The organism is Verrucomicrobiota bacterium (assembly GCA_016871675.1).
Lineage (GTDB): Bacteria > Verrucomicrobiota > Verrucomicrobiia > Limisphaerales > VHCN01 > VHCN01.
Map to the genome: position 1 here is coordinate 76591 of VHCN01000001.1, position 26412 is coordinate 103002.

Consider the following 26412-nt stretch of genomic DNA (forward strand, 5'->3'; position numbering starts at 1 on the left):
CTGGCCGGGTGGCGGCTTGATCGCTTGATCTCCGACGCCCGCGACGGGCGCAGGCTCGGCCCGGCCGGGCGAAGTGATCGGGTCAGGTGCGGCCGTCAACCCAGCTTCCACCCCTTGCGATACTCTCGTTGGATGAAGCGCTGTGCCTCGGGCGCGTTCTTCGCGCGGAGGTTTGCGGCGTCCCACTCGATTTTCTTGCCCGCGCGGAAGGCGACGTTGCCGAGGTGGTTCGCCTCGGTGAGCCAGCCGGAATACTCGAAGTTCGCGTGCGGTTGCGTGCCGTTGCGGATGGCGGTGAGCCAGTCGTCGTAGTGGCTTTTCACGCGCGGGATGGTCGGCTCGGGCGGCTTGAAGCCCGCGAAATCCGCCTCCGGCAGCAGCAGATACTTGCCGTAATCGGATAGCAGCATTCCCTTGTCGCCGATGAACAGGTGGCCGCTGCCCCATTGCGGAATCTTCTTCTGCGTCCAGAGGTCGGGCTTGTTTTCGCCCTGATGCCACGTGAGCTTTACGGCGGGCATCTCGCCACGCGGGCCGTATTCGTAGGTGGCGGACATGGACGCCGGTGCGATCTCCACGTGCGGCGTCGGGCCGATCGCCTCGATGGTGAGCGGCGCCTTCAACTTGAGCGCCCAAAACGGCAGGTCGTTGAAGTGCGAGCCGAGGTCGCTCATCGTGCCGTTGCCAAAATCCCACCAGCGATACCACTTCGGCCCGGGAAAATAGACCTCGTGGAACGGCCGCTCGGGCGCGGGGCCGAGCCACAAATCCCAGTCGAGATGCGCGGGAACGGGCATCGCCTCCTTCGGCCGGTCGGTGACGAACACGATATCCTTGTTGCGGTCCGAGGCTTCCTTGCTCTGCAAACCCCACGCGCGCGACACCCACACGTGCGCCTCGCGGACCTTCCCGATGACGCCGGCCTGGATGATCTCAACCACGCGCCGGTAGTTCTCGCTCGAATGAATCTGGATTCCCATCTGCGTCGCCAGCTTCGGGCGCGCGGCGGCGGCCTCGCGGATTTTGCGCGCCTCCCAGATGTTGTAAGTGAGCGGTTTCTCGCAATAGACGTGTTTGTTCGCCTGCAAGGCCATCATCGCCGCGAAGGCGTGCGTGTGCTCGCACGTGCTGACCGTGACGGCGTCGAAGTCCTTCGCATGGTCGAAGACCTTGCGGAAGTCGGTGAACGCCGCGGCCTGCGGGTGCTTCATCTTCGCGGCGTCGATCGCGCGCTGGTTCACGTCGCAGACCGCGGCGATGTATTCGGATTTTTCGACGCCGCCCATGTTCGCGGCGCCGCGCCCGCCGCACGCGATGATGGCCATGGCGATCTTGCTGTTGGGATTCTGCATCCGCGCGATGGCGGGGAAGCCGAGCACCGCGCCGGTCGCGGCGAGCGCGGACTGCGCGAACCTGCGGCGGGAAACGGGACGCAACGGATGAGCGTATCGGGCTTTCATGCCCGCAGCATGGTCACGCGGCGCCGGGCGGTCAATGGCTGAGGACCGTGCGGCCGGTCACCAGTATCCGATGATGGTGGTCAGCGGCGCGGGGGGCGTGCCGCTCCACCGCACGTTGCGCGCGGCCATGACTTCCATCTTGCGCCAATGCGCGGAGCCGTCGGGGAGCGCGACGTTGCCGCCGGCAGTCTTGATCTGCTCGGGCTCGGGCGTGGACCCGGTGTTGCTGTTCACCGCACCGGTCGGACCGTGCGACGCTGAGCTGGAAACCGGTGTGGCCGTGCCTCTCTCGATGACATCGGCGGCGAGGACGTGGTGCTTGCCTTGATCCTGCGTGAACTTCGGGCTGTCCCACGGCGTGGTCGTGGGGCGGGCGTAAGTCGCGTCACGCGCCCGCGTATCGTTCTCGGTCGGATAACCCCACAGCACGTAATAGCCGATGCGCATGCCGGTGCCGGCCTGGAAGCGCATCCAGTCGCGCTTGTTCGGGCAAGCCATCGTGTTCGTGTCGAAGCCGCCGCGCAGGAACGCATTCGTGTAGATCGTCAGGTGCACGAACGTGGCGTGGAACGAATTGTCGTTGCGCGCACCGCTTGGGTAACGGTCGTTGTTGTCCCCGGCGTAAATATTGATGGCCAGCCCGATCTGCCGGAGGTTGTTGAGGCACGAGGCGCGCTTGGATTTTTCCTTCGCGCCCGCCATGGCGGGCAGCAACAAGCCAGCAAGGATCGCGATGATGGCGATGACGACGAGCAGTTCGATCAGGGTGAAGCCGGTGCGTGGCTGCGGTGCTGAACGTGTGTTCATTCCAGCGGATGTGGGTTCGACGGGAAGCTATCACGGCGCGACACGCGGGCAAGCTGTATTCTGCATTCCGGCGCGCCAATGCGCGGATGGCGGCGCGCTTGATTCCATCCGCGCGCGTGGCCCAAGCTGCGCGCATGACGATTGATTCCCACCAGCATTTCTGGATTCACCGCGCCGCGGAGTATCCGTGGATGACCGGGCCGCTCGCGGCATTGCGGCGCGATTATCTGCCCGCCGACCTCGCGCGCGAGCGGGCGCCCGCGGGGGTTGGCGCCTCGGTCGTGGTGCAAGCACGGCAATCTCCCGAGGAATCGCGCTGGCTGCTTGAACTCGCAGACCGCGATGCGTCGATCGCGGGAGTCGTGGGCTGGGTGGACTTGCAGGATGATCGCGTCGAAGAGCAACTCGCGCCGCTCGCGAAACATCCGAAGTTTGTCGGCGTCCGTCACGTGGTGCAGGACGAGCCGGACGACAACTTCATGCTGCGTCCGGCGTTCCTGCGCGGGCTGGGCAGGCTGCGGCAGTTCGACCTCACCTACGACCTGCTCACATTTCCGGGGCAACTCCCGGCGGCCATCGAAGTCGCGCGGCAATTCCCGGATCAGCCCTTCGTGCTCGACCATTTGAGCAAGCCGTTCATCAAGCGGGGCGAACTCTCGCCGTGGCGCGAGCAGTTCCGCGAACTGGCGAGATTCCCGAACGTGATGTGCAAGCTCAGCGGGATGGTCACCGAGGCGGACTGGCGCGCGTGGCAGCCTGCGGACTTCCGCCCGTATCTCGACGTTGCGTGGGAGGCGTTCGGCGGGGACAGGCTGATGTTCGGCTCCGACTGGCCCGTGTGCACGCTCGCCGGCAGCTACGCGCAGGTCCACGCTCTCGTCGCGGACTTCCTCGCGCCGTTCCCCGTGGCAACGCGGCGCAAGGTGATGGGTTCGAACGCGGCGGAGTTTTACAAACTCGGGAAGTAAAGCGGCTGGCGCACGTGGCGCCGGACTGCGCCGGTCACGGTTCCTCGACGCCAAGCCGGTGCACCTCGGGTCTCAACCGTGGTCACCTTGTAACCGAGCGCCTCGATCGTCGAAGTCAACACACGGCGGGGCGGGGCGTTGTCTTCGACGACGAGCACATTCATGGCGTGAGGTGTTGCCCGGCCTGTGCGCGATCGCCAGCCGCAGTCCATCCCCGCCATCGAGCGGCGATTCTCGAAGGCCACGGCCCGGACGAACCAAACCACGTTGCGTTTGACGCGCTGCCGACACTCCCGCACCCTCGCCGCATGAGCCAGCCGTTGCGTGTCGCGTTCGTCGGCGTGGACCATCCCCACGGCGCGGGATGGCGCGAGTCCATCGCCCAAGCGCCGCGCGACCTGGAGATCACGGCGCTCGCGACCGAATTCCCGGGGACGGTCGAAAGCCTCGAGGAGCGTCTCGCGCACCTGCCGCGGTTTGCGTCGCTCGACGAACTCCTCGCGAAGGGCGCGCACCACTTCGACGCCGCCGTGGTCGCGCTGCCGAACGACCGTGCGCCGGGGGCCATCGCGCGGCTTGCCGCCGCCGGCAAGCACGTCCTGGTCGAGAAACCCGCCGCGGGCTCTGCGTCCGCCGTGCGCGAGGCGATGCAAGCCGTCGCGCGCGCGGGCGTGGCGTTCCAATCGGGCTACTTGTGGCGCTATGACGACCTCGCCAACCGATTGCGCGCGATGATCGTCGACGGGCGCTTTGGCAAGCTCATCAGCATCGAGATGACCTGCGTGACGAGCGACATCGCGCGGCGCGGCGCGGACCACTACCTCTTCGACGCGGAGGTGAGCGGCGGCGGTTTTTTTAACTGGCTCGGCTGCCATTATCTCGACCTGCTGCCTTACGTGACCGGGCAGGACGTCACGGGAGTGACCGCGCGCGTGGGCGTGTTCGGCGCGACGCCGACGGCGATGGAGGACGGTGGCACCGCGCTGCTCGACTTGAGCGGCGGCGGGCTGGCGACGTTCACCGGCGGCTACTGGCTTCCGCGCTGGACGGGCGAATGGGGCTGGACCTTGCGCGGCTCGGAGCGCTGGGTGCGTTGGGAGCCGAACCGTCCCGGCACCGGCGGCGTGCTCGAGATTCACGGTCCGCAGCCGCAGTTTCACGCGATGGAGGAAGTCTTCGCGCTGCCGCCGAACAAAGTCCCCGGCTACGGCGGCGCCCGAACGGTCGCGCTCCTGCAAGACTGGGCTGCCGCCGCGCGCGGCGACACGAAAGCCTGCCGCAACACGCCGCGCACCGTGCTCACGACGCTGGAGTTGATCGATGCAGTGTATGCCGCGAGCGCGCAGGGGAGGCGGCTCGTGTTTCCCCCACCCGCAGCATGAGACCGGCGGACTCATGAGACCCATCGGTCACACGAGTCCCTTCCGTCCCATCGAATTCCCCCGATGAAACGCCCCGCCATCAACGCTCTCCTCGAAGTCATGCGCCGCCTGCGCGCGCCGGACGGTTGCCCGTGGGATCGCGAGCAGGACCACATGACGCTGCGCTTTCACGCCGTCGAGGAGGTTTACGAGCTCATGGACGCGATTGAAGCCCACGACGACCACGAGATGGCCGAGGAACTCGGCGACCTGCTGCTGCAGGTGGTCTTCCACTGCCAGCTCGCGCGCGAGCGGGGCGCGTTCGACTTCGAGGCGGTTGCGCGCCGCATCACCGACAAGCTCATCCGCCGCCACCCGCACGTCTTCGGCGATGTAAAGGTCAAGGACGTGAATGAAGTCTGGGCGAACTGGGACAGGATCAAGCGCGCCGAGAAGCACGGCACGCGGCACGCGCGCCCGAGCGCGCTCGACGGCATCCCGAAGCACCTGCCCGCGCTGCTCCGCGCCGAGAAGCTCGTGAAAAAGTCGCGCAAGGCGAAGCTCGCAACCGTGACCACCGCCGGCGCGAAGTGGACCAGGGCGCAGATCGCGAAGAGCCTGTTCGACCTCGCTGCATCCGCCCAGGCGAAGGGCTGGTCTGCGGAGGAACTGCTTCGCGCAGAACTCAGCAAACGCGAGCGAAGCCTTCGCCGGCGCGAGCGCTCGCTGCTGGCCGCCCGATGAACTTCTCTCGTAAACCCAATCGTAATCGTAGTCCTAATCTTCCCCGCGCCGCCGGTTCGGCACGAGGATTAGGATTAGGATCAGGAACGAGCGGTCCGGACGCGACGGATCGGCGAGGCCGGAAATTCGCGGCCCACGTCTTCCTCATGACGTTGATGCTTTCGACCCTCGCTGCGACGAAGGGGCCGCCGCCCGAGCGCATCGTTATCAACGAAATCCACTTCGAACCGGCGGAGAAACGCGCGACGGAGTTCGTCGAGCTTCACAACCCCGGCCCGCGCGAGGTCAGCCTCGCGGGATGGACGCTCGACAAGTATAGGTTCACCGGCACGTCCGCCATTCCGGCGGGCGGCTTCATAGTCGTTGCTGGGGACCCGGCCGCGTTCGGGCGTCAGTTCGGCTTCGCGCCCGCGGGGCCGTTTGGCGCGGCGCTGGGCAACAACGGCGAGCGCCTCACGTTGCGCGATTCGCAAGGCCGCGTTGCGGACGAGGTGCGCTACAAGACGGGCTTCCCGTGGCCCACGGCCTCGGCGGGCGCGGGTTCGTCGCTCGAGCGGGTGCATCCGGCGCTCGCGGGAAACCTTCCGAACTCGTGGCGCGCATCGGGTTTTCGCATCGGTGGTGGAAAAGTCGCGCCGCCCACTCCGGGCAGGACCAATTCCGTGTTCACCGAGTTGCCCCCGCCTGCGGTGGAATCCGTGGCGCACTCACCGCCGCAGCCGCGTTCCGGGCAGGATGTCGTGGTCACGTTGAGGCTCACCGAGCCGCGCGCGGTCACGAACGCGGTGCTTCAGGTCCAGGGGGTCGAACCGGGCCGCTACATCCGCAAGACTGACGCCGAGTTCGCGAAGTCGTGGCGCGAATTCCCGATGCGCGGCGATGGCCGCGGCAATTTCACGGCGACTGTGCCGGGCGAAGTCCAACGCCATCGCCGGCTGGTGCGCTACCGGATTCGCGTCGAGCAGCCGGAGGCCGCCACGGTGGTTCCGTTCGAGGACGATCCATCGCCCAACTTCGCGTGGTTCTGTTACGACGGCATTCCCGCGTGGACCGGCGCGAGCCAGCCGGGCAAGACCGCGCCGTGGACGTTCACGCCGGAGTTTCTCGGCACGTTGCCCGCGTATCACTTGATCGCGAATCACAGCGACGTCGAGCGGAGCCAGTGGGACGGCGCCTACAACAAACGGCGGTTGTCCGGCACGTTTGTGAGCGACGGGCGCGTGTTGGATCACGTCCAATTCCAGAACCGCGGCCAGGCCAGCACGCACGTCAGCGGCAAGAACAAGTGGGGCATCCACTTCAACGACACACACGAATTCCTCCCGCGCAACCACTGGAACCAGCCCTACGCGCGGCCGTGGAACCACCTGAATCTGAGCGGATGCTCGAGCCCGTGGGTGCAGATCAACCGCGGCATGGCCGGGCTCGATGAGGCGGTGTCCTTCCGCGCGTATCACCTCGCGGGCGTGCCAAGCCCCGGGACGCACTGGATTCAGTGGCGCGTCATCTCCCGCGCCGACGAGGCGAATTTGATGAACCAGTTCGAAGGCGACTTGTGGGGCCTGTATCTTGTCGTGCAGGACGCCGACGGGGCATGGCTGAAGGAACGCGGATTGCCCGACGGCAGCACTTACAGCCCCGAGACCGGCCGCAAGCATCTCGGCGGTGGCATGCCCGCGAACGGCGGCGACTTCAACGACTTCATGCACGGCTCGCGCTCGACGACACAGGAGAAGTGGTGGCGCGACAACCTCGACCTGCCGCGCTACTTCAGCTTTCACGCCATCAATCGCGTCGTGTCCAACGTGGACCTGCGCCACGGCGCGAACCACTTCCTCTATCACCCGCGCGGCGGCCCGTGGTCGCCCGTGCCGTGGGACCTCGACATGATGTTCATCGCGCGCACGCACTGGCCGGGGATCATTGACCAGGCGCGGTGCCTCGATCATCCGGCCATCCGGCTGGAATACAAAAACCGCGCGCGCGAAATCCTCGACCTCTTTTGCGCCGACGCCTCGCCCGCGGGCGGGCAGATCGGGCAACTCGTCGAGGAACTTGCGCGCGTGTTGCGCCCGGCCGGCCAAGAGCGCACGTGGGCCGAACTCGACATGGCCATGTGGAACTGGCACCCGCGCACGGGCGACAAGGGCGCCTTCTACCGCAACCCCGCGCGGCAGGGCATGATGGGCGGCGAGTTCGGCCGGACACTCGCAACACCCGACCTTGCGGGCTTCTGCAAATTCATCAGCGAGTTCTGCACCGACATGCGCCCGCAACGAAACTACGCGCCCAATGACGGCAACGTGCTCGGCTACGGCTGGGGCCACTTGTGGTGGGAGTCGCGCGACGACGCGATCCCCGCGCGACCGACCGTGCGCGCGCTGCGCGAAGACGTGAAGAAAGGCGACCGCGCGTTCGAGGTGAGCCCGTTCGAGTCGCCGGTGAAGGCGAGCACGTTCGCCGCCGTGCAGTGGCGCGTCGGCCGGATCAGTTCGCCGGGCATCGAAGGCTTCGCGGCGGGCAAGCCGTGGCGCTACGAGATCGAGCCGCATTGGGAGAGCCTGCCGATCACGACGCCGGACCGTCAGATTCGCCCCGGCAAGTCCGCGCTCGCGCCTGGCGGTGTGTATCGCGTCCGCGCGCGCTACAAGGACACCACGGGCCGCTGGAGCCACTGGTCCGAGCCGGTGCAGTTGGCGGTGGGGAAAAAGTAACGGCAGCCGGCGGCGGGTCGGTGGGGATGCCGCGACGGTGATGTGCCGGGCTACGACGCGGCCGCGGGCGGTGCCGGCGGCTCGGCTGGGGACGCGGGTCCGTCCGGTGGCGCCGCGAATGGGTTCACGCCTTTCGCCGGCGCCGATTTCACGGTGGAGATCTTCGCAAGGCGGAACGGCGCGCCGCACAGATAGACCGCACCGATGAATCCGTGCGAGACGACGGCGAAGGCGAGCCCCGGCAGCGCGAGCGCCTCGAGTCCGTAGAGCAGGATGGCGAGCGACATGACCAGCGAACCGGGAAGCCAGGCCGCGCCGGCGAGACGCATGCAACCCGGCCACGTCGCGGCGCGGTCGCCGAAGAATGCGAGCGCCCGCGCCACGGGCGCGACGACCATCGCGAGCAGCCACCACGCGGCGAACAGCTTGGCGACCAACGCCGCGCCCGCGAGCGCCACGAACCACGGTTGCCGCGCTCCCCACCACGGCACGGCGTCCGCGCGACCGAGCGAAACGCGCCACCCGGCGGAATACGGCCACTCGACATAGCCGAGTTCGGACCGGAGCCGCAGGCGCGTCGAGCAGAGTTCGAGTTGCAAGTCGGCGGCGCGGCCGGCCGTGGCCGCGTCGCCCGGGTCGGCGACGATGGCAAGCCTGGAGCCTTCGGAAAGCAGCACGGGTTGGTCGCCGGGCCATTGAAGCTTCGCGCCGGAGATTGCTGCGGCTTCGGGCAGTGCGTGCGATGCCTCGCGAATCACCGGCACCCAGGCCAGCGCAAGGAACGCCATGAAGCACCCGGCGGCGACGAGGGAGAAAATGAGCTGCGCGACAAGGAGCCGCCCGGTCGAGGCGTCTGCGAAAGCAGCCACGCCGCCGAAGCTGAACGGCTGCCAGGCCGGCCGAGGCTCGTCTCGTTCGGCGACTTGATCGGGCTCAACACTCACGCGTGGGGATTCAACGGCAACGCGGCCGTCTTGAAAACGCGAATCCCGCACGCCAAACGAAACCGCCGCGGGCTTCAGACGAGCTTCTTGTGCTTTGCGTCGTCGGCGAGTTTCTTCACGAGCTCGCGAACTTTCTGCGACTGGCTCTTGTGCGCGAGCAGCACGGCATCGTCGGTCGCGACGAAAACGGCGTCGCGCAAGCCGACGACGGCGATGGGCGTGCGGTTCGTGGTGCGGGCGTCGTAGATGATGTTGCGCGCGGCGTCGACGTGGATGAAGTCGCCCACGGCGCAGTTGCCCTCGGGGTCGGCCTTGAGGTGGCGGGCGAGGGCGTTCCACGAACCGAAGTCGTCCCAGTCGAAGCTGCCATCGGCGACGACGACATTCTGCGCCTTCTCCATCAGCGCGTAGTCAATGGAGATGCGCTTGATGCCAGGGTATTCCTTCGCGAGCGCCTTGTGGAGCTTGGCAGGCGACTTCGCCGCCTCGAACCATCGCTGGCACGCCGCAAACATCTCGGGCTGGTGCATCATGAGGCCGTTGGTGACGGTGACAAACGACCACACGAACATGCCGGCGTTCCAGCGATACTGGCCGCTGTTCACGTAGTCGAGCGCTCTCGCGTAGTCGGGCTTCTCGACGAACTGCTCGGCCTTGAAGAACGTGGTCTTGTATTTCTTCACGCCCGCGGGCGGCGGCAATTCGATGCCGGTGCGGATGTAGCCGTAGCCCGTCGCCGGCTCGGTGGGCTTGATGCCGATGGTCACGATAGCCTGCCCGCGACCCGCGAGGTCGAAGGCGTCCGCGAGCACCTGCTGGAACTTCTTTTCCCCCGGGATGACGTGATCCGCGGGCAGCACCGCCATCACGGCTGTCGTGGCGCGCGCGCCGACGATGGCCGCGCCGAGCGTGACCGCGGCGCACGTGTCGCGCCCGCATGGTTCGGCGATGACGTTTTCCTTCGGCAGCTTGGGCAACTGCCGCCGCACCTCGGCGGCCTGCGCCTCATTGGTGATCACGAGGATGTTCCTCGCCGGCACGAGCGGCGCGCAGCGGTCCACGGCCTGTTGCAGGAACGAGCGGTCACCGAGCAGCTTGATGAGCTGCTTGGGGGCCTTCTCCCGGCTCACGGGCCAGAAGCGCTCGCCGCGCCCGCCGGCCATGATGATGACGAACCGGTCCTTGCTTGCAGTGTTCGCTTTCATTTGTTCCCGCCAAGGCTTCACCACCGACGCCAACCAATCAAGCCCGGTGACGAAGCCGGGTGAATCCGTGAAATCCGCGATCAGTTCGACTTCACCGCGTCGGCGAGCGATTTCACGAACGCCGCGACCCGCGGCACAAGCTCGGGCGATTTCCCTTGCTCGGCGATCTGGTTCACGACCGCGCTGCCCACGACGATCGCCTCGGCGTGCGACGCGACGAGGCGCGCCTGTTCAGGGTTCGAAATGCCGAAGCCGACCGCGACGGGCAGCGGCGTGTGCCTGCGAATCTTGGCCGTCATGTCGCCGAGGGTGGTGGAGACTTGCGCCTGCATGCCCGTCACGCCCTCGCGCGAGATGCAGTAGATGAAGCCCGTGGCGCGCCGCACGATCTTCTCAATGCGCCCTTCAGGTGTCGTTGGCGCGACGAGCCAGATGGCGCAAAGGCCGGCGGTCTTCATGAGGCGCTCGTAGTCGTCGGCTTCCTCGGGCGGCAGGTCGAGCACAAGCAAGCCATCCACACCCGCGGCCGCGCAGTCCGCGATGAACGCCCCGGCGCCGCGCCGGTGGAGGATGTTGAAGTAGACGTAGAGGACGATGGGAATCTCCGACTCGCGCCGGATGGCGGCAATCGTCGCCAGCAACTTCGGTGGCGTGGTGCCGGACTCGAGCCCGCGCTGTGCGGCGAGCTGGTTCACGAGCCCGTCCGCGAGCGGGTCGCTGAACGGCACGCCCAGTTCGAGCACGTCCACGCCGGCCTTGTCGAAGGCGAGCGCGAGATTGCGCGTGGCTTCGAGATCTGGGTCGCCGGCGCCGATGTAAATGACGAGACCCTTGCGGCCTCCGGTCTTCAGCCGGGCGAAACGCGCTTCGATGCGGTTCATGCGGCGCGGAGTTTCGAGCTTCAGGATTCAGGATTCAAGCGGGTTCCCGGGCCACGCCAGACGCAGTCCTTCGAGCGTCAGCGACGGGTCCACCGCCGTGATCTCGCGCAAGCGAGCCGCGATGAGCTTCGCGCAGCCGCCCGTCGCGACCACCGGCAGGCGCGGGCTCTTGAGCTCGCGCTTGAGTTCGCCGATGAGTTCGCGCACCAGGCCGCGGTAGCCGCGCACCGCGCCGATGAGCATCGCCTGTTCGGTGTTCTTGCCGACCACGGCGCGTTCCTCGCGAATCTGGATTCGCGGCAGCAGGGCGGTCTTCTCATGCAGGTAGTCCGTCATCGCCGCGAGCCCGGGGGCGATGATTCCGCCGACGTAATCGCCGCGGCGGTCCACCACGTCGAACGTGACCGCCGTGCCGAAGTCCACCACGACCACCGGCGCGCCGAAGCGCCGAAGCGCGGCAAGCGCGTTGGCGAGGCGGTCCTGCCCGATGGTGTGCGGTTGCGGATACCTCACGCCAATGCCGCGCACGGTCTCGTGCGTGAGCTGGAACGGCGTGACCCCGAACAATTTCCTCGAGAGCGTTCGGACCGCAGCGTTCGCCCCTGGCACGACGCTGCAGAAACTCACACCTTCGATCCCGCGCTGCCGGACGAAATGCCACACGCGTCCTGATGCCGAGCCGTCGCGCCAGCCCACGGTGGGGATGTCTTCCCTCCGCACGACGCGCCGGGCATCCGCGATGCCGAGGTGCGTGTGCGTGTTGCCGATGTCAAGGAGGAGGATCATTGGTCATGAGAACCCGAGTGTCATCGTTCCACGGTCACGTCGCCGCCGATGATTCTTTCCAGCCGGCCGTGCTGCGTGCGGACCAACAGCGCGCCGTCCGCGTCGAGCGACTCGGCGCGGCCGGTCACCGTGCGGTCACCGATGTGGATGCTCACGTTCCGGCCGAGCGTGGTGCAGCGCTCCTCCCACTCGTCCGCCAGCGTTTCAAACCCGCCCGCGCGGATGCGCGCGTAGTCCGCGTCGAGTTCGCGAAGGACCGCCACCGCGAGGTCCGCGCGCGGCACGGGCTGTCCGGCTTCGATGCGCAACGACGTGGCGAGTTTGCGCAATTCCGGCGGGAAGTCGCTCGCGGTCACGTTCACGTCCACCCCGATGCCAATGATGACGTATCGAATGTGGTCCAGTTCGGCGCTCAACTCGGTCAGGATGCCCGCCGTCTTGCGGCTGCGAAGGAGGATGTCGTTCGGCCACTTGATTTCGGGCGCGAGTCCGGTCTGCGACCGGATGGCGCGGGCGAGCGCGGTCGCGGCCGCCACGGTGAGTTGGGTGGCCGCCTGCGGCCGCAAGTCCGGCCGGAGGAGCACGGAAAACCAAAGGCCCTTCTTCGCGGGAGAAAGCCACTGTCGCCCGAGCCGGCCGCGGCCTTCCGACTGGGATTCCGCGAAAACCACGACGCCTTCCGCCGCGCCGTCGCGCGCGAGCTTCTCGGCCACGTCGTTCGTCGAGCTGGTTTCATGGAACACGCGGACGTCGCGGCCGACAACGTGCGTCTGGCCGAGTCGCGCAACGAGGTCATCCGCGTGGAGCACGTCGGGCGTGCTGACCAGCCGGTAGCCATGATGCGGGCTGGCGGCGATGTCGTAGCCGAGGGCGCGCAATTCCTCGATGTGCGCCCAGATGGCGGCGCGTGTGATGCCGAGGCGCTGCGAGAGGTCCGCGCCCGACACCGCACCCGCGCCCGCGCCGCGCAGGGCGGTGAGGATTTGAGCGTCCACGGTCATGCCGGCGACGAATGAACACGAACCGCCGCGGATTGGAAGAGCGCAGTTGGCGGACCGAACCTGCCGTTGCGAACCCGTCCCGGTGAGTCCATGCTCGCGCCGCATGAGTTCGAACCCCGGCATCGGCCCGCACAGTGCGATGCGCGACGTGCTCGATGTGTTTCCCGGCGCCCGGCGCGCGCTTTTCCGCAGGCACCACATCGGCGGCTGCTCAAGCTGCGGATTTCAGCCGACGGAAACGCTCGCCGAAGTCTGCGCGCGCAACGGCGGCTTGAACGTGGACGAAGTGATCGCCCACATCGCGGCGAGCCACGAGCAGGACCGCCAGCTCGAATTCACGCCGCGCGAAGTCCTCGACCGTCGCGCGCGCGGCGAACCGGTGCGGTTGCTCGACATTCGAACGCGGGAAGAGTGGGACGCCGTGCGCATTGACGGCGCGGAGTTCGTGAACCAGGAACTGGTGCAGTCGCTCATGGGCAAGTCGCCGCGTGACGCGCTGCTGGTCTTCTACGACCACGACGGCACGTCGAGCCTTGATGCCGCCGCCTACTTCGCCGGGCACGGCTTCACGAATGCGAAGCATCTGCGCGGCGGCATTGACGCGTGGGCGCGCGACGTGGATGCGAAGATGCCGCGCTACAAGCTGGAGAACACTTGAGCTCAACCCCCAAGGAACAAAGGCGCGGAGATTGAGTGATAGAATCTCCTCCGTGCCTCCGTGGCTCCGTGGTAAATTTCGTCAGCTATGTCAGATGATTTTCAAAGGCGCGTCGCCGACGCGATGGCCAACCCGCAGCACATGGGCGAACTGCCGAATGCCGACTCGGTCGGCACCGTGGGCAACGCCGAGTGCGGCGACATGCTGCGCGTGTGGGTGAAGTTCAAGGACGAGGGAGGCCGCAAGGTGATTGACCGCGCGAGCTTCCAGTCCTTCGGCTGCGAGACGGCCATCGCCGCCGCGAGCCTCGCGATGGAACTCATCAAGGGGAAGACGCCCGGGGAGGCGCTCGCGATGCGCGGCGAGGAGTTTGCGAAAGACCTCGGTCCGCTGCCGCCGACGAAGGTGCATTGCACGTCGCTCGTCGAGGGCGCGCTGCGCGAGGCGCTCGCGCCCGTGGCGGACGCGAAGCCCGCCGGTGCTGCGGAGAAGCCAACCCCGGCAGCTCAACCGCCGCCGAGCCTGATGGACACCTTCAACAAGCCGGAGCAGAAGAAGGGCGGCGTGAAGGTGGTGTTCCTGCCGCCGGACGAAGCGGCAAAGTGAGCCTGAGTTTGCGCCGGCCGGCTGACATCGTCCTCCCAGTCGGGCAGCTTGAGGTTCACGGAACCGAACGGCAGCAGCAGACCGCGGCCGTGCCGCGCGTATTCGTCGGCGAGGCGGGCGTTGGCTGCGGCGATGTCCTTGTGCAGCAGGCCGTCGAACGTGCCGGCCCACGCCTGGCAAGCCGCGCCGGGGTTTGGCGATTGAAGTTGTGCGCGCCGGTTACTTCGCGCCCTGGTCAATCCACGCGCGGATGAGGCCGACCTCGGCGGCCGTGAGGGGCTTGCCCTTGTCGGCGGGCGGCATGGCGTCGTCTTCGTTGAGACGGGCGACGGCCTTGACCAAGGAGCTGTCGGCGCTCTTCCCGGGAACGATGCACTTGCCGCTTTCGCCGCCCTTGAGGGCCGCGGCAAGGGTGTCGAGGCGGAGCTTGCCCTTCTGCTTCTCGGCGCCGTGGCACTTGAAGCACGCGGACTCGAACAGCGGCTTGATGTCCTTGGCGAAGGTGACGCCGGTCTTGGTCGAGGCGGGCGGGAGCTTCTTGTCGGCCGCCGTCGCGGTGAGCGCGAGCACGGCGCCGGCGGTCAGGACGGATGCGATGGAGATGGTTTTCAGTGACATATGGGTTGTGGGTCTTCGGTTTTCAGTTTGTTGGTTTGCCAGACGTATCGGGCACGGAAAGATTCACTTTACCTGCCTGACCTTGGTCCACTTCCGGGTCTTGCCGGAGTTGAGCACGGCGTCCACGACGTAGTCGGTGGCGAGGCCGTCCTTGAAGTCGGGCTTGCAGCCCTTGCCGCTTTCGAGGCCTTGAATGAACTCGACCATCGCATGCACGAAGCTGTGTTCGTAGCCGAGTTGGAGGCCGGGCACCCACCACTTGCCGCAGTAGGGATGGTCGCCGTCGCTGACGTGGACGCTCTTCCAGCCGCGCTCGGCGCCGGTGTCCTCGTGGTCGTAAATCTGAAGGCGGTGGAGGTCGTGGAGGTCCCACTTGAGGCTCATGTGCTCGCCGTTGATCTCGAAGGTGTAGAGCGCCTTGTGGCCGCGGGCGTAGCGGGTGGACTCGAAGAGGCCGAGCGAGCCGTTGTTGAAGTGGCACATGAAGGAGCAGGCATCGTCGATGCCGACCTTCTCGACTTTGCCGGTGAGGTTGTGCTTGCGCTCCTTGACGAAGGTCTCGGTCATCGCGGTCACGTCCTTGATGCCGCCGTTGAGCCACATGGCAGTGTCGACGCAGTGCGCGAGCAGGTCACCGGTCACGCCGGAGCCTGCGACCTTCACGTCAAGGCGCCAGAGGCCCATGCCGCCCTGCGGGAGGTCGGGGTTGATGGTCCAGTCCTGGAGGAAGTTCGCGCGGTAGTGGAACACACGCCCGAGGCGGCCAGCGTCCACGAGATTCTTGGCAAGGACGACGGCGGGGCAGCGGCGGTAGTTATACCAGACCATGTTGGGCACGCGGGCTTTCTCGATGGCCTTGACCATCGTCTCGGCCTGCCTGCCGTTGAGGGCGAGCGGCTTCTCGCAGAGGATCATCTTGCCGGCCTTGGCGGCGGCGATGGCCTGCTCGGCGTGGAGGTTGTTCGGCGTGGCGATGTCGATGACGTCAATGTCCGCGCGCTCGATGAGCTTGCGCCAGTCGGTCTCGATGGACTTGTAGCCCCACTTGTCGGCGAAAGCCTTTGTGGCTGCGGCGTCGCGGCCGCAGACGGCCTGCGGCACGACCTCGTAGCTGGAGGGGAAGAAGTGGTTGACCTGATGGAAGGCGTTGCTATGGGCGCGGCCCATGAAGCTGTAGCCGATGAGTCCGATGCGGAGGGGTTTTCTAGCCATGATTCGAGGTTCGATGAATGATGTGTTTGAGATTACGCCGCGCTCCACCCGTGCTTCTCGCGCACGGCGAGCATCGAGGCGAGGATGTTGTTCCACGTGTCCTGCTTCATCATCACCTCGTTGGGGAACATGCAGCCGTCCCAGCAGATGTGCATGCAGGCCTTGGTGAGCTTGCGGTCCGCGTCGCGCAGCCAGTAGCCCGCGTGGTGCGGGATGTCGAGCTTGCCGTTCGGGTCGTTGACCTGGCAGTGCTTGCCGGTCTTGTCGTGCGAGCCGGAGCCCTTCACCGTTGCGTCATTCTGCGCGACGTGGAAGTCAATCGTCCACGGACGCAGCGCCTTCGTCAGCTTCGCGAGCGCCTTGTCGAGCACGCGTCTGTCCTTCCAATCGTAACCCGGCGGGAGAATGGCGTCGCTCTCGGCGTTGTAGCCGAGCGTGTAAAGGAGCGTGTGGGCCATGTCCGCCTGGAATCCCACGATCCCCGGCCGGTTGGTCTCCTCGAGCAAGTTCACCATGGCGCGCCACGAGTGCATGCCGCCCCAGCAAATCTCTCCTTCTGCCGCGAGCCGTTCGCCGTGGTCGGCCGCGACGGCCGCGCCGTCGCGGAATGTCTGCGCGATGAGCTTGGTGTTGCCTTTGGGGTCCTTGTCCCAGTCGGCGACGCCCGCGGCGGAATCAATCCGCACGATGCCGTAGGGCCGGATGCCGAGCTCGCGCAGCTTCCTGCCGATGCGGCAGGCCTTCGTGACCGCAGCAACCCAGCCAGCGCGCTTGGTTTCGTCGCCCATGGCGCTGCCGTCGAACCACACCGGCGCGACGACTGAGCCGACCACGAAGCCCTTCGCCGCAATCTTGTCGGCGAGCGCCTTGATGGCGTCGTCGGAACTGTCGATGTCCGTGTGGGGGTTGTAGAGGAAGAGGTCCACGCCGTCGAATTTTGCGCCGTTGACCTCAGCCTTGGCGGTGAGGTCGAGCATCGTGTCCAGGTCGATGAACGGCTCGGCGCCGGGACTGCCCTTGCCGACAAGGCCCGGCCACATGGCGTTGTGGAGTTTGGGAAAGAGATTGGCGGAGGCGCTCATAATGGTGGGTGCTGTGACGTCGGAAATGCGCGGCGAGAGTAGCCACGGCACTTTTGGCGAGGCAACTTCAAATTGCCGCACGCGGCGCGCGGCTACTTCCGCGGCGCATCAGGAGCGGCACCCGGTGCGGCGGGCATCGAGGCGGTCCGCGCGGGAGCCGCGGCGGCGATGGGGTCCTTGAACTTCGCCACGAGGTAACCGCCGACGGCGGCGAACACGATGCCCGCGAAGAACTGCCAGCGCATCGCCTTGAGGCCGCCCTCGGGCGGGTGCAGGACGAGCGCGGTGATGGCGTTCACGATGGGCGCGCCCGCGAAGATGATGGACATGACCTCCGGCGGCTTGCCCTTCGCGCCGAACGCGAGCAACACACCGAGCGCGCCGACGGCACCGACGATGCCCGCGATGAGCGACCACCAGAGCCCCTTCGAGGGGTAGTTCCAGAAGTCGATCGCGCCGCCCTGCGACTTGAGGATCACCAGCGGCGCGAGCACGGCCGTGAGGAAGTAGGCGATGCCGACGAAGAGGAACGCCTTCATGCGGAAGTGCGGATCCTTCATCCCCAGCGCCGGGTCCTGCATGCCGACCGTGCCGATGTGGAGGAACACGCCGTAGACGCCCCACGTCAGGACGGTCAGCAGCGCGAAGAGCAGCCACGTCTGAGTGGCGGTGGGTGAAGGTGCATCAGGCATCGTGCGCGCAGGTTAAGGGCGCGGCGCGGCCGCGCACAAATCTTTTCGAACGAATGACCGCGGGGCCGTGGCGGCGGGCCAGGGGGGCCTGCCCCTACGACCTGGGCGATCGAGAACATGCCCCGAACCGGGAAAGGTTTGACCCCTCCCTCCGCACAGGATAAACCATGCGTGTTCGTCCGGGTGTTCGCATGGGATTGTTTCGATGAGCGTTTCCTTCCTCTTTCTCGCCGCCGCGGCTCCGCCACCGCCGGGCGAACTCACCTACATTTGGACCCACGCCACCATCGAGGCGAAGGTCATCATCGTCATCCTGATTCTCTTCAGCATTTTCGCGTGGTCGGTGATGGCGAGCAAGGCCATCCAGATGCGGCGCGCGACGCGGCTCAACGGCTACTTCGAGCTGGAGTTTCGTCCGCAGAAGAACGTGATTTCGATCCACGACCGCCGTGTGCAGGTGGAGGGTTGCCCGCTCTTCGCCGTCTATCAGTCGGGCTGCGTGGAGCTGGAAACGCGCCTGCGGACATCCGAGGGCCGGCGCAAGTTCATCTCGTTGAAATCCATCGAGCACATCAAACGCACGATCGAGAGCGAGGTCGCGCGGCAGTCGCTCAAGCTCGAGTCCGGGCTCATCCTGCTGGCGATCGCGGTGAGCGGCGGGCCGTTCCTCGGGTTGCTCGGGACGGTGTGGGGCGTGATGCAGACCTTCAGCGCCGTGGGCATGAAGGGCCAGGCGGACCTGCCGACGATGGCGCCCGGCGTCGCCGCGGCGCTCGTGACGACGGTCGCCGGACTCCTCGTCGCCATCCCGTCGATGTTCGGCTACAACTGGCTCGTGCACACCCTGCGCGTGCTCACGGTGGAACTGGACAACTTCGCGCAGGACTTGGTGTCGCGGATGGAGACGGAGTATCTGAAGGAAGATGAATGAGCGCGACGATCGCAACTTCCGAAACCCGGATGCAAGCCCTGCGCCCGCCCGCGGCGCACGTTGACCGCGCCTGAAATCATGCGCCGCTTCAGCCAACGCAATTCACTGGTCACGCTGAGTGAGATCAACATCACTCCGCTGCTCGACCTCGCGTTCGTGCTCCTCATCATCTTCGTGATCACCCGCCCGCTGCTGGAGAACAGCATCCAGCTCAACCTCCCCGAGGGCGGCACCGAGACCGGCAAAGTGGACCCGCGCGACGTGCGGCGCGTCGAAATCTCGACCCGCGGCGACTACCGGCTCGACGGGCGCGGCGTGTCGCTCGCGCAACTGGAGCAGATGCTCGTGGCGGCATTCCATGCAAACGCGAAGAGCGTCGTCTACATCCGCGCCGACGAGCAGGGCGTCAACAAACACACCTACGCCGTGTTCGACATCTGCCAGCGGCGCGGCATCACGCGGTTTGCCTTCGCGACGGAGGCGCCGAGGTAACATGGACCGCACCCAGCACAAGTGCTTCCTCGCCTCCGCGCTTCTGCACGGCGCGCTGCTCGCCGCGGTGGTCGTCGTGTCCGCGTTCTCCAAGGCGCCGCCCGACCTGCCGAAGACCGCGCTCACCTACGTGCCCATCAACGCGAAGGACCTTGCCGGCGCGCCACCTGCCGCGCCGGACCCGACCGACGTCGCGCCCCCGCCCACACCTCCGCCGCCCACCCCGCCTTCCCCACCGCCACCGGCACCCGCGCCGAAGGTGGAAACCAAGTTGCCGACACCGGTGAAAGACGAAGGGGTCCCGGCCAAGAAACCCACGCCTCCGAAGGACAAGGGACTTCTCCCGACGAAGGAGAAAAGCAAACCCAAGGACGAGGCCAAGAAACCCGCGCCGCCCAAGGTCGAGAAAGTGGAGCCCAAGAAAGCCGCGCAGCCGAAGAAGGACGAACCCAAGATCAAGCTCGCCTCCACGGACCATCTCGTCCCTCGGAGCAACCCCATGAAGGAGACTGACTCGAAGTCCAAGGCCACGGAAAGCGACGCGAAGAAGCGCGCCGACCAATATGCCAAGATGCGCACCGAGTGGGAGAAGAACCTGCAGGGCGCGATCGGCGGGTTGAAATCGGGGCTCTCCTCGCCCATCACCATCGACACGCCGGGCGCGGGTGCTTCGGCCTTCTTGAGCTACGGCGCGGAGATCGTCAGCCGCTACGAGCGCAACTGGCTCGTGCCCGCCGACGCCATCGAGGACAACTCCGTGGTGCAAATCGTCGTGACCATCGCGCGGGACGGCCACGTGATCGACGCGCGCGTCGTCCGCCCGTGCGGCCGCGCGGTGGTGGACAAATCGGTGCGCGAGACGCTCCAGCGCGTGCGCGTGTTCCCGCCGTTCCCCGCGGGCTCGACCGACGAGCAGCGCACCTTCAACGTGGACTTCAACCTCAAGGCCAAACGCTCCGCCGGATGAAAACCCCCGCTCCCATCGCCGCCGCGCTCGTGTTGCTCTTCACCGTCTCCGGCCGTTGCGGCACACAGGAGCCGGACCGGTTGATCGTCACCGGCGCCGCGCAGAACAAGCTGATTCCCATCTCGCTCGGCGGGTTCAACGGCGTGGCTTACGACGTGTTGAAGTTCGACCTCGAGGTTGCGGGTTGCAAGGTCGTGAGCTCGAACAACGCCGCGTATCACGTCTTCGGCAGCAACGACACCACGCTCAAGGGTTACTTGACGGTGGCGGGCGGAACGAACGCAGCGGCGGCCGGAGCCGCGCCCTTGCTTGCGATGCATGTCACCGGCGCCCCGATGCGGGCGCTTGCGCATGCGTTCTCCGATGGCGTCGTGGCCAAGTTCGGCCGGCGCGGTGTCGCGCAGACGCGCATCGCGTTCAAGGCCACCTTTCGCGGCTACTCCGAGGCCTTCATCAGCGACTACGACGGCGCGAACGCGGTGCAAGTCACGCGCTACGGGAAGATCCTCGCCGTGCCGGCTTGGAGCCCTGACCACTCCACGCTTTATTACATGTCCCACCTCAAACACGATTTCCCCTTCCTTTACGGGCATCGGCTTGCCACCGGGAATCGCTTCACCATCGCGGAGTATCCCGGCTCCTGCATGTCTCCCGCCGTGGCGCGCGACGGCCGCGTCGCGATGGTCCTGAGCAAGGGAGGCAGCCCGGAAGTTTACGTCGCCGACGCCACAGGCCGGAGCCCGCGGCAGATTACGTTCACCCGCGAAGGCGCGTCGGCGCCCTGCTGGTCGCCCGATGGCCAGTGGATTTGCTACGCCTCGCGCGAGGCCGGGCCGGCGCGCCTTTACAAAGTTCCTGCCAGCGGCGGCCCGGCCCAGCCCATCGCCACGATCGACGCGCCGAATTCCACCGAGCCCGACTGGTCTCCCGACGGCAAGACCATCGTGTTCACTTCGCAGAACCGCGGATTCAAGATCTTCACCGTGCCCGCGACGGGAGGTCAGGCCGAGTATCTTTGCGAAGGCGAAGATCCGAGCTGGGCGCCCAATTCCCGCACTGTGATGTTCGTGAAGCGCCGCGACTCAGATCAATCCTACTCGCTTGCCCTCATCGACGTGCCGACGAAACAGGTGAAGGACATCCCCGTGAATCTCGGGAATGCCTCGCAACCCGCTTGGGCACGCTGATTCCGACCTGCTCAACTCATGAAAACTGGATCGCTCCGCTTCGTTCTGCTCGCCGGTCTTGCCGCGACTTCGGTTGCCGGACTGACGGGCTGCGCGTCCTCGCGTCCCAGGCAACCCGGCGGTCCCATCACCATCCTCCGCGGTGGTGGACGTGGCACGGGTCGATGCCCGTTCCAGGCACTGCACCGCGTCGGGGCGCGCGTTGCCGCCCGCCGCGCCCGCGCCCGCAACGCTGCCGGTCGTGACCGCGCCGGCGCCCACGGGCGGCTTGCAGCGGCTTGTCGAATCGCGTCCCGGCGGTGACCGGGCCACGGCGAGGAATCGTGGTGGCAGAATCGCCGCGGGCAGTTCGTGTTGCTGCGGCCGGGGAATTGAACGGGGCAGACTATGGCTGGGAACGCCGCCGAGCCGACACCGCCGGCTCAGATCACCGTGCCGCTCGGGATGACGCCGTCCTTCGGGATGATGACAATGCCGTCGCGGATGAAGTAGCGGGGCATGTCCACGTTCTCGGGCTTGCCTTCGGGGGTGATGATGACGTTGTCGCCGATGCGCGCGTTCTTGTCGATGATGGCGTTCTCGATGCGGCAGTTCTGGCCGATGCCGATGCGGGGCTGGCCGCGCGCCTCGTGCTCGGCGATGCTCGCCGCGCTCTCGTAGTAGTCGTTGCCGAGGAGGAAGACCCGGTGCAGCCGGCTGCCGGGGCCCACAAGGCTGCGGATTCCAACCACGCAGTGCGACATCTGCGCGCGCGTCAGGATGCAGCCGTCGCTGATGAGCGCGTGGTCGATGGCGGCGCCGTTGATCTTCGAGCCCGGGAGGAAACGCGGCCTCGTGTAAACCGGCGCGGACATGTCGAAGAAGTTGAAGCGCGGCAGCTCCGCGACAAGGTCGAGGTTCGCCTCGAAGAACGCGCGGATGGTGCCGATGTCCTCCCAGTAGCCCTGGAAGACGTGGCTGAACACGCGGTGCGTCTCGATGGCGCCGGGGATGATGTGCTTGCCAAAGTCGGTGTGGTTGTTGTCCAGCAGGCTCGCGAGCACGTCGCGGTTGAAGAGGTAAATGCCCATCGAGGCGAGGAACAGCTCGTCGTTGCCCTGGATGCCGAGGCCGGCGTAGCTCGTGGGGTCGAGCCTGAGCGTGTCCTGCACGGCGGGGTCCTTCGGCTTTTCCACGAAGCGCACGATGCGCCGCTCCTTGTTGATCTGCATGATGCCGAGCGCCTGCGCGGATTCGCGGAGCACCGGGATGGTCGCGATGCTCAAGTCCGCCGCCACCTCGACGTGCTGGTGCATGATCTTGCGAAAGTCCATCCGGTAAAGCTGGTCGCCGCTCAGGATCAGCACGTAGTCCCAATCGTGGTTGAACAGGTGGATGAGATTCTTGCGCACCGCGTCGGCCGTTCCCTGATACCAGGTGGTGTCGGTGGAGGTCTGCTCCGCGGCGAGGATTTCCACGAAGCCGCCGGAGAAGTGGTCGAACTTGTAGCTCTGCGAGATGTGCCGGTGCAGCGACGCGGAGTTGAACTGCGTGAGCAGGTAAACGCGCTTGATGCCCGAGTTGATGCAGTTGGAAATCGGGATGTCCACAAGGCGATACTTGCCGCCGAGCGGCACGGCGGGCTTGGACCGGCTCTTGGTGAGCGGGAACAAACGCGTGCCCTGTCCGCCGCCCATGACCACGGCGAGGATGTTTGCGGGATTGGGAGTTTGTCTGCGGACGAGGGTGGTCATGATCGACTGTGGGCCTGCGAACCGACGCGCGATTCTTAACCTCACGGGCGCTGGCAGCGCAAGCAGCTTCAGGCCGGCGCGTTTCGATCCCTCGGGTTCTGCAACCTCATCCTATGTGCGCCATCATCGGCTACATCGGCAAACGGCAGGTGGCGCCCATCATCGTCAAGGGGGTGCGCCGCCTCGAATACCGCGGTTACGACAGCGCCGGCATGGCGCGGCTGCGACGTGGACAAGCCGCGCAACCCCGCCAAGAGCGTCACCGTCGAGACACCTCCGCGCCCCCGACCGGCTTCCAGTGCGCGATCACGTTGGCCGCGAAGATCAGCCCGCCGCCGGCGAGCAGGTGCGCCGTGAGGGTCTCGTTCGGATACGGAATCCCCGCCCATGCGCCAAGCCATGCCGGCGCGACGCGCGCGAGCGCGCTCGCGAACACCGGCTCGCAACTGTAGATCAATCCCGCCAGCGTCGCCCCGACATGGCGCTGCCAGTGGTTCATCAGCACGCCGGCGCCGAGCGTGCACACCGCCACCAGGATCACAAGCATCCCGAGCAGCGGCGCGGTGCGATACGCGGCGAGCCAGTCGTCGCCACGCTGTGTTGTGACGAGCGCGACGGGCAGCCCCACGAGCGCCATCACCGCGAACTGCACCGTGGTCGAGTGGTTGATGCGGCACGCGGCGAACCTCGCGCGTTCAAGCCACAGGATTTGCGCCGTGAAGAACAGCGAGGCGATGAGCGTTTCGAGTTCGCCGCGTCCGAGGCGGAAGCTCCGGAAGTCCACGCGCGCCAGCACCGCCACCCCCGCGGTGACGAGCGCGCACCCGAGGATGACGTTCCACACGGGCATGCGCCGGTCCCTCCACGCGACCCACAGCGGGATGAGGAAGCAGTAGCACTGCGAGAGAAACGCCGACGTGCTGGCGTCCGTGTGCGCGAGCCCGTCCATCTGAAGCAGCAGCCCGATGCCGGCGAAGAAGCCGAGCCCGAGTCCATGCTGCCATTCAAGGCGCGTCATCGTGCGGAGGGTCGGCGCCGTCCACACCGCCAGCACCATCGCCGCGAGGCCGAACCGGTAGACCGTGCAGAGCCCGGCGAAGAAAAACGTGCTCCGACCGGGCAGCAGTCCCTCCTGCGCAAGCGAGACGGCGCGCATCGTCGGGAAGCTGACCGCCCACAGCACCGTGACGAACACGAGCACCTGCCTGGCCCGGCGTTGAAGCGGATCGTGCGGCATGACGCGGGCGTGTTTAGCCGAACGCGCCGGCGGGACGAAGCGGAATCACAAGGCCGCGCCGGTCCTCACATCCGCAGAAAGATCTTGTTCCGCTCCAGCGCGCGCACGAAGAGCCAGCAGAGGAACAGGAACAACGCAACCGCGCCGAGCACATACCACAGGGGTGCGTCGCGCGGGGCGAAGGGCTTGAGCGCGCCGGACACGAGGTCGTGCAAAATGTAGCCCGCGAGCGCGTTGGTGCCGAACGTGGTGAACACCGCGAGGCGCCAGCCGCGCACATCGCAAGCCCACACAAATGCGGCGAACACCGTGAGTGAGAAACCCGCGCCAAACACGAGATACGACACGCTTCCCGCGCGCTGGCTCATCGTCCAGATGTTGACCGGGCGCGTCGGCGGCACGAACGGCGGTTCGACGCACAAGCCGGTCACGGTCTCGCCGGCGGCGAGTTTCGGGCCGAGGTTCACCCCGGCCGGCGGCGCATGCAAATTCAGGCAGGAGATCGCGTAGCCGAGCAGCATCAAGCCCGCGCCCCAGCGCAACAGCCGCGCGATGGGCTTCGGGCCGGCCGGCGCCTTCATGGCATCGCACGCGAGCGTGCCGGCGATCAGCGGCACCGTCCACGTGAGAAACCCCAGCGGACCGCCGTCGATCACCGGGCGGCGCATGGCGAACTCGTAGTAGAACGATTCCGACAAGACATGAAACAGCACCGCCGAACCGGCCGCGAACGCGATGCGCGCGCCCGCGCCCTTCGCGATCACCGGCAGCACCCAGAGGCTTGTGGCGCCGATGTGCACGAGCGCCTGGAACAGCGTCCGTTGAAACGCGCTCTTCAAGAACCCGCCGACGCCGAGCGCCTGCAAGTCCGCCCAGGACTTCGCCACAACGTCGAGGTGGTAGATCACGAAGCCGAGAAGAATGAGGCCGAGGTTGCGCTTGATCGCGCGAAGATACGCGCCGCGCGAGTCGCCGGTGCCGAGGCGTTTGAGAAACGTCAGCCGATACGCGAAGCCCACGGCAAACAGAAACTGCGGCATGATGGTGTCCGCGTAGCTGCAGTAAGTGTTGTGGTGCTTGAGGATCGCGGGGACGGCGTGGAACGGGCCGATAAAGTTGACGAGGAACATCCCCGCCACGGTGTAGCCGCGAAACTGGTCCAGCGACGGGATGCGTTCTGTGGCGCTCTCGGAGGGCATGAGTCGTCCGGTGGTCGTCGGCGGGTCAGGATTCAAAATCGAGCGCAAGGTCCACGGCGCGCGCCGAGTGCGTGAGCGCGCCCACGGAGATGAAATCCACGCCGGTCTGTGCGATGGCGCGAACGGTCCGGAGGTTTGCGCCGCCGCTGGCTTCCGTGCGCGCGCGCCCGGCGACAAACCGCACCGCGGCCCGGAGCTGCGCGAGCGTCATGTTGTCGAGAAGGATAATGTGGGGGTTCGCTGCGACTGCCTGCCGGACTTGGGCGAGCGTGTCCGCCTCGACCTCGATCACCATGCCGGGCCATTTCGCGCGCGCGCGCGCAACCGCCGCGGCGATGGCGTTGGGCTTCGCGTCCCTCAGCGCGGCGAGGTGATTGTCCTTGATGAGCACGCGATCGTGCAGGCCGAGGCGGTGGTTGCGCCCGCCGCCACACTTCACGGCGTGCTTTTCGAGCCGGCGAAGCCCGGGCGTCGTCTTGCGCGTGTCGAGAATGGCCGCGCCCGTTCCGCGGACGGCTTCGACGAATTGCGCGGTGAGCGTGGCGATGCCGCTGAGCCGCTGGACGAAATTCAACGCGACGCGCTCGGCGGTGAGGATCGCCCGCGTTCGTCCGCGCACGGTCAACAACCGCGCGCCTGCGTTCGCGCGCTCGCCGTCGGAGACATGGCGCTTCAACTCAACGGCCGGCGAGAGCGCGCGAAAGCACTCCACGGCGCAATCCAGTCCCGCGACGACCAGCGGTTCGCGGGCGACCATGTGAGCAATCGCGGTGGCGCGGGCGGGAACGGTCGCGAGCGTCGTCGCGTCGCCGGGGCCGATGTCCTCCGCGAGCGCGGCGCGCACGAGCGCGCGCACCTCATGGGCCGGGATCGACTTCACGGGTCGAGGATGAAATCCCGCGCCGCAAAGCGCAACGCGCCTTTTGG

General features: G+C 66.8%; 26 protein-coding genes. 10 read left to right on the forward strand and 16 right to left on the reverse strand.

All coding sequences use genetic code 11. The features are described from left to right. Positions 1–95 precede the first annotated feature (95 nt). The gene (locus FJ386_00325; GenBank protein MBM3875154.1) at positions 96–1460 is read right to left on the reverse strand and encodes a Gfo/Idh/MocA family oxidoreductase; all 1365 of its coding nucleotides are present in this window, start codon (positions 1458–1460) and stop codon (positions 96–98) included. 57 nt (positions 1461–1517) lie between these two features. Further along, positions 1518–2267 carry a type II secretion system protein gene (locus tag FJ386_00330; protein ID MBM3875155.1) on the reverse strand — a complete coding sequence of 250 codons (750 nt, stop codon included), beginning with the start codon at positions 2265–2267 and terminating at the stop codon, positions 1518–1520. 134 nt (positions 2268–2401) lie between these two features. On the opposite strand from FJ386_00330, the gene FJ386_00335 reads away from it, so the two are divergent. From FJ386_00335 to FJ386_00350, 4 genes are all read left to right on the forward strand, one after another. Then, positions 2402–3235 carry an amidohydrolase gene (locus tag FJ386_00335; protein ID MBM3875156.1) on the forward strand — a complete coding sequence of 278 codons (834 nt, stop codon included), beginning with the start codon at positions 2402–2404 and terminating at the stop codon, positions 3233–3235. A gap of 308 nt (positions 3236–3543) precedes the next feature. Beyond that, a complete protein-coding gene (locus FJ386_00340) occupies positions 3544–4617 on the forward strand; it encodes a Gfo/Idh/MocA family oxidoreductase (GenBank protein MBM3875157.1) in 1074 nt (357 codons plus the stop codon). 63 nt (positions 4618–4680) lie between these two features. Continuing rightward, positions 4681–5340, forward strand: coding sequence for a MazG family protein (locus FJ386_00345; GenBank protein ID MBM3875158.1), 660 nt, complete (start codon positions 4681–4683; stop codon positions 5338–5340). After that, positions 5337–8054 (forward strand): hypothetical protein, encoded by a 2718-nt coding sequence (locus FJ386_00350; GenBank protein ID MBM3875159.1) that lies wholly within the window; start codon positions 5337–5339, stop codon positions 8052–8054. The genes FJ386_00345 and FJ386_00350 overlap by 4 nt, the downstream gene beginning before the upstream one ends. A gap of 50 nt (positions 8055–8104) precedes the next feature. On the opposite strand, the gene FJ386_00355 is transcribed toward FJ386_00350, so the two are convergent. The 5 genes from FJ386_00355 to FJ386_00375 all read right to left on the reverse strand — a co-directional run bounded on the left by FJ386_00355 (position 8105) and on the right by FJ386_00375 (position 12871). Continuing rightward, positions 8105–8923 carry a hypothetical protein gene (locus FJ386_00355; protein MBM3875160.1) on the reverse strand — a complete coding sequence of 273 codons (819 nt, stop codon included), beginning with the start codon at positions 8921–8923 and terminating at the stop codon, positions 8105–8107. A gap of 149 nt (positions 8924–9072) precedes the next feature. Then, positions 9073–10203 carry a mannose-1-phosphate guanyltransferase gene (locus FJ386_00360; GenBank protein ID MBM3875161.1) on the reverse strand — a complete coding sequence of 377 codons (1131 nt, stop codon included), beginning with the start codon at positions 10201–10203 and terminating at the stop codon, positions 9073–9075. Between the two features lie 80 nt (positions 10204–10283). Then, positions 10284–11084 carry a tryptophan synthase subunit alpha gene (locus tag FJ386_00365; protein ID MBM3875162.1) on the reverse strand — a complete coding sequence of 267 codons (801 nt, stop codon included), beginning with the start codon at positions 11082–11084 and terminating at the stop codon, positions 10284–10286. A gap of 27 nt (positions 11085–11111) precedes the next feature. Further along, on the reverse strand, positions 11112–11870 hold the full coding sequence (locus FJ386_00370) for a type III pantothenate kinase (protein MBM3875163.1): 759 nt from the start codon (positions 11868–11870) through the stop codon (positions 11112–11114). A gap of 20 nt (positions 11871–11890) precedes the next feature. Continuing rightward, positions 11891–12871, reverse strand: coding sequence for a biotin--[acetyl-CoA-carboxylase] ligase (locus tag FJ386_00375; protein ID MBM3875164.1), 981 nt, complete (start codon positions 12869–12871; stop codon positions 11891–11893). Between the two features lie 139 nt (positions 12872–13010). Here FJ386_00375 and FJ386_00380 point away from each other — a divergent pair, with 139 nt between their 5' ends. Together FJ386_00380 and FJ386_00385 are read left to right on the forward strand one after the other, a co-directional pair. Then, positions 13011–13529: a rhodanese-like domain-containing protein gene (locus FJ386_00380; protein MBM3875165.1), complete on the forward strand. Its 519-nt coding sequence runs from the start codon at positions 13011–13013 to the stop codon at positions 13527–13529. Between the two features lie 87 nt (positions 13530–13616). Beyond that, on the forward strand, positions 13617–14135 hold the full coding sequence (locus FJ386_00385) for a FeS assembly protein (GenBank protein MBM3875166.1): 519 nt from the start codon (positions 13617–13619) through the stop codon (positions 14133–14135). Positions 14136–14354: 219 nt separating this feature from the next. Here FJ386_00385 and FJ386_00390 read toward each other — a convergent pair whose 3' ends face one another. The 4 genes from FJ386_00390 to FJ386_00405 all read right to left on the reverse strand — a co-directional run bounded on the left by FJ386_00390 (position 14355) and on the right by FJ386_00405 (position 17739). After that, positions 14355–14720, reverse strand: coding sequence for a hypothetical protein (locus tag FJ386_00390; GenBank protein ID MBM3875167.1), 366 nt, complete (start codon positions 14718–14720; stop codon positions 14355–14357). Between the two features lie 96 nt (positions 14721–14816). Beyond that, entirely contained in the window at positions 14817–15968 is a 1152-nt protein-coding gene (locus tag FJ386_00395; protein ID MBM3875168.1) for a Gfo/Idh/MocA family oxidoreductase, read from the reverse strand. A 29-nt stretch (positions 15969–15997) separates the two neighbouring features. Beyond that, on the reverse strand, positions 15998–17005 hold the full coding sequence (locus FJ386_00400; protein ID MBM3875169.1) for a TIM barrel protein: 1008 nt from the start codon (positions 17003–17005) through the stop codon (positions 15998–16000). 134 nt (positions 17006–17139) lie between these two features. Next, positions 17140–17739: a hypothetical protein gene (locus tag FJ386_00405; GenBank protein ID MBM3875170.1), complete on the reverse strand. Its 600-nt coding sequence runs from the start codon at positions 17737–17739 to the stop codon at positions 17140–17142. Between the two features lie 205 nt (positions 17740–17944). Between FJ386_00405 and FJ386_00410 the strand changes: the two genes are divergently transcribed. From FJ386_00410 to FJ386_00425, 4 genes are all read left to right on the forward strand, one after another. Beyond that, positions 17945–18670: a biopolymer transporter ExbB gene (locus FJ386_00410; GenBank protein MBM3875171.1), complete on the forward strand. Its 726-nt coding sequence runs from the start codon at positions 17945–17947 to the stop codon at positions 18668–18670. A 78-nt stretch (positions 18671–18748) separates the two neighbouring features. Next, positions 18749–19162, forward strand: coding sequence for a biopolymer transporter ExbD (locus FJ386_00415; protein ID MBM3875172.1), 414 nt, complete (start codon positions 18749–18751; stop codon positions 19160–19162). A 1-nt stretch (position 19163) separates the two neighbouring features. Continuing rightward, a complete protein-coding gene (locus FJ386_00420) occupies positions 19164–20129 on the forward strand; it encodes a TonB family protein (GenBank protein MBM3875173.1) in 966 nt (321 codons plus the stop codon). Beyond that, positions 20126–21316: a hypothetical protein gene (locus FJ386_00425; GenBank protein ID MBM3875174.1), complete on the forward strand. Its 1191-nt coding sequence runs from the start codon at positions 20126–20128 to the stop codon at positions 21314–21316. Before FJ386_00420 ends, FJ386_00425 begins: the two co-directional genes overlap by 4 nt. A gap of 422 nt (positions 21317–21738) precedes the next feature. Here FJ386_00425 and FJ386_00430 read toward each other — a convergent pair whose 3' ends face one another. From FJ386_00430 to nadC, 5 genes are all read right to left on the reverse strand, one after another. Further along, positions 21739–23049, reverse strand: coding sequence for a glucose-1-phosphate adenylyltransferase (locus tag FJ386_00430; protein MBM3875175.1), 1311 nt, complete (start codon positions 23047–23049; stop codon positions 21739–21741). A 68-nt stretch (positions 23050–23117) separates the two neighbouring features. Continuing rightward, entirely contained in the window at positions 23118–23312 is a 195-nt protein-coding gene (locus FJ386_00435; protein MBM3875176.1) for a hypothetical protein, read from the reverse strand. After that, positions 23309–24286 carry a DMT family transporter gene (locus tag FJ386_00440; GenBank protein ID MBM3875177.1) on the reverse strand — a complete coding sequence of 326 codons (978 nt, stop codon included), beginning with the start codon at positions 24284–24286 and terminating at the stop codon, positions 23309–23311. The genes FJ386_00435 and FJ386_00440 overlap by 4 nt, the downstream gene beginning before the upstream one ends. Before the next feature lie 65 nt (positions 24287–24351). Then, on the reverse strand, positions 24352–25485 hold the full coding sequence (locus FJ386_00445; GenBank protein ID MBM3875178.1) for a hypothetical protein: 1134 nt from the start codon (positions 25483–25485) through the stop codon (positions 24352–24354). Between the two features lie 25 nt (positions 25486–25510). Beyond that, positions 25511–26365, reverse strand: coding sequence for a carboxylating nicotinate-nucleotide diphosphorylase (gene nadC, locus FJ386_00450; protein MBM3875179.1), 855 nt, complete (start codon positions 26363–26365; stop codon positions 25511–25513). Positions 26366–26412 lie beyond the last annotated feature (47 nt).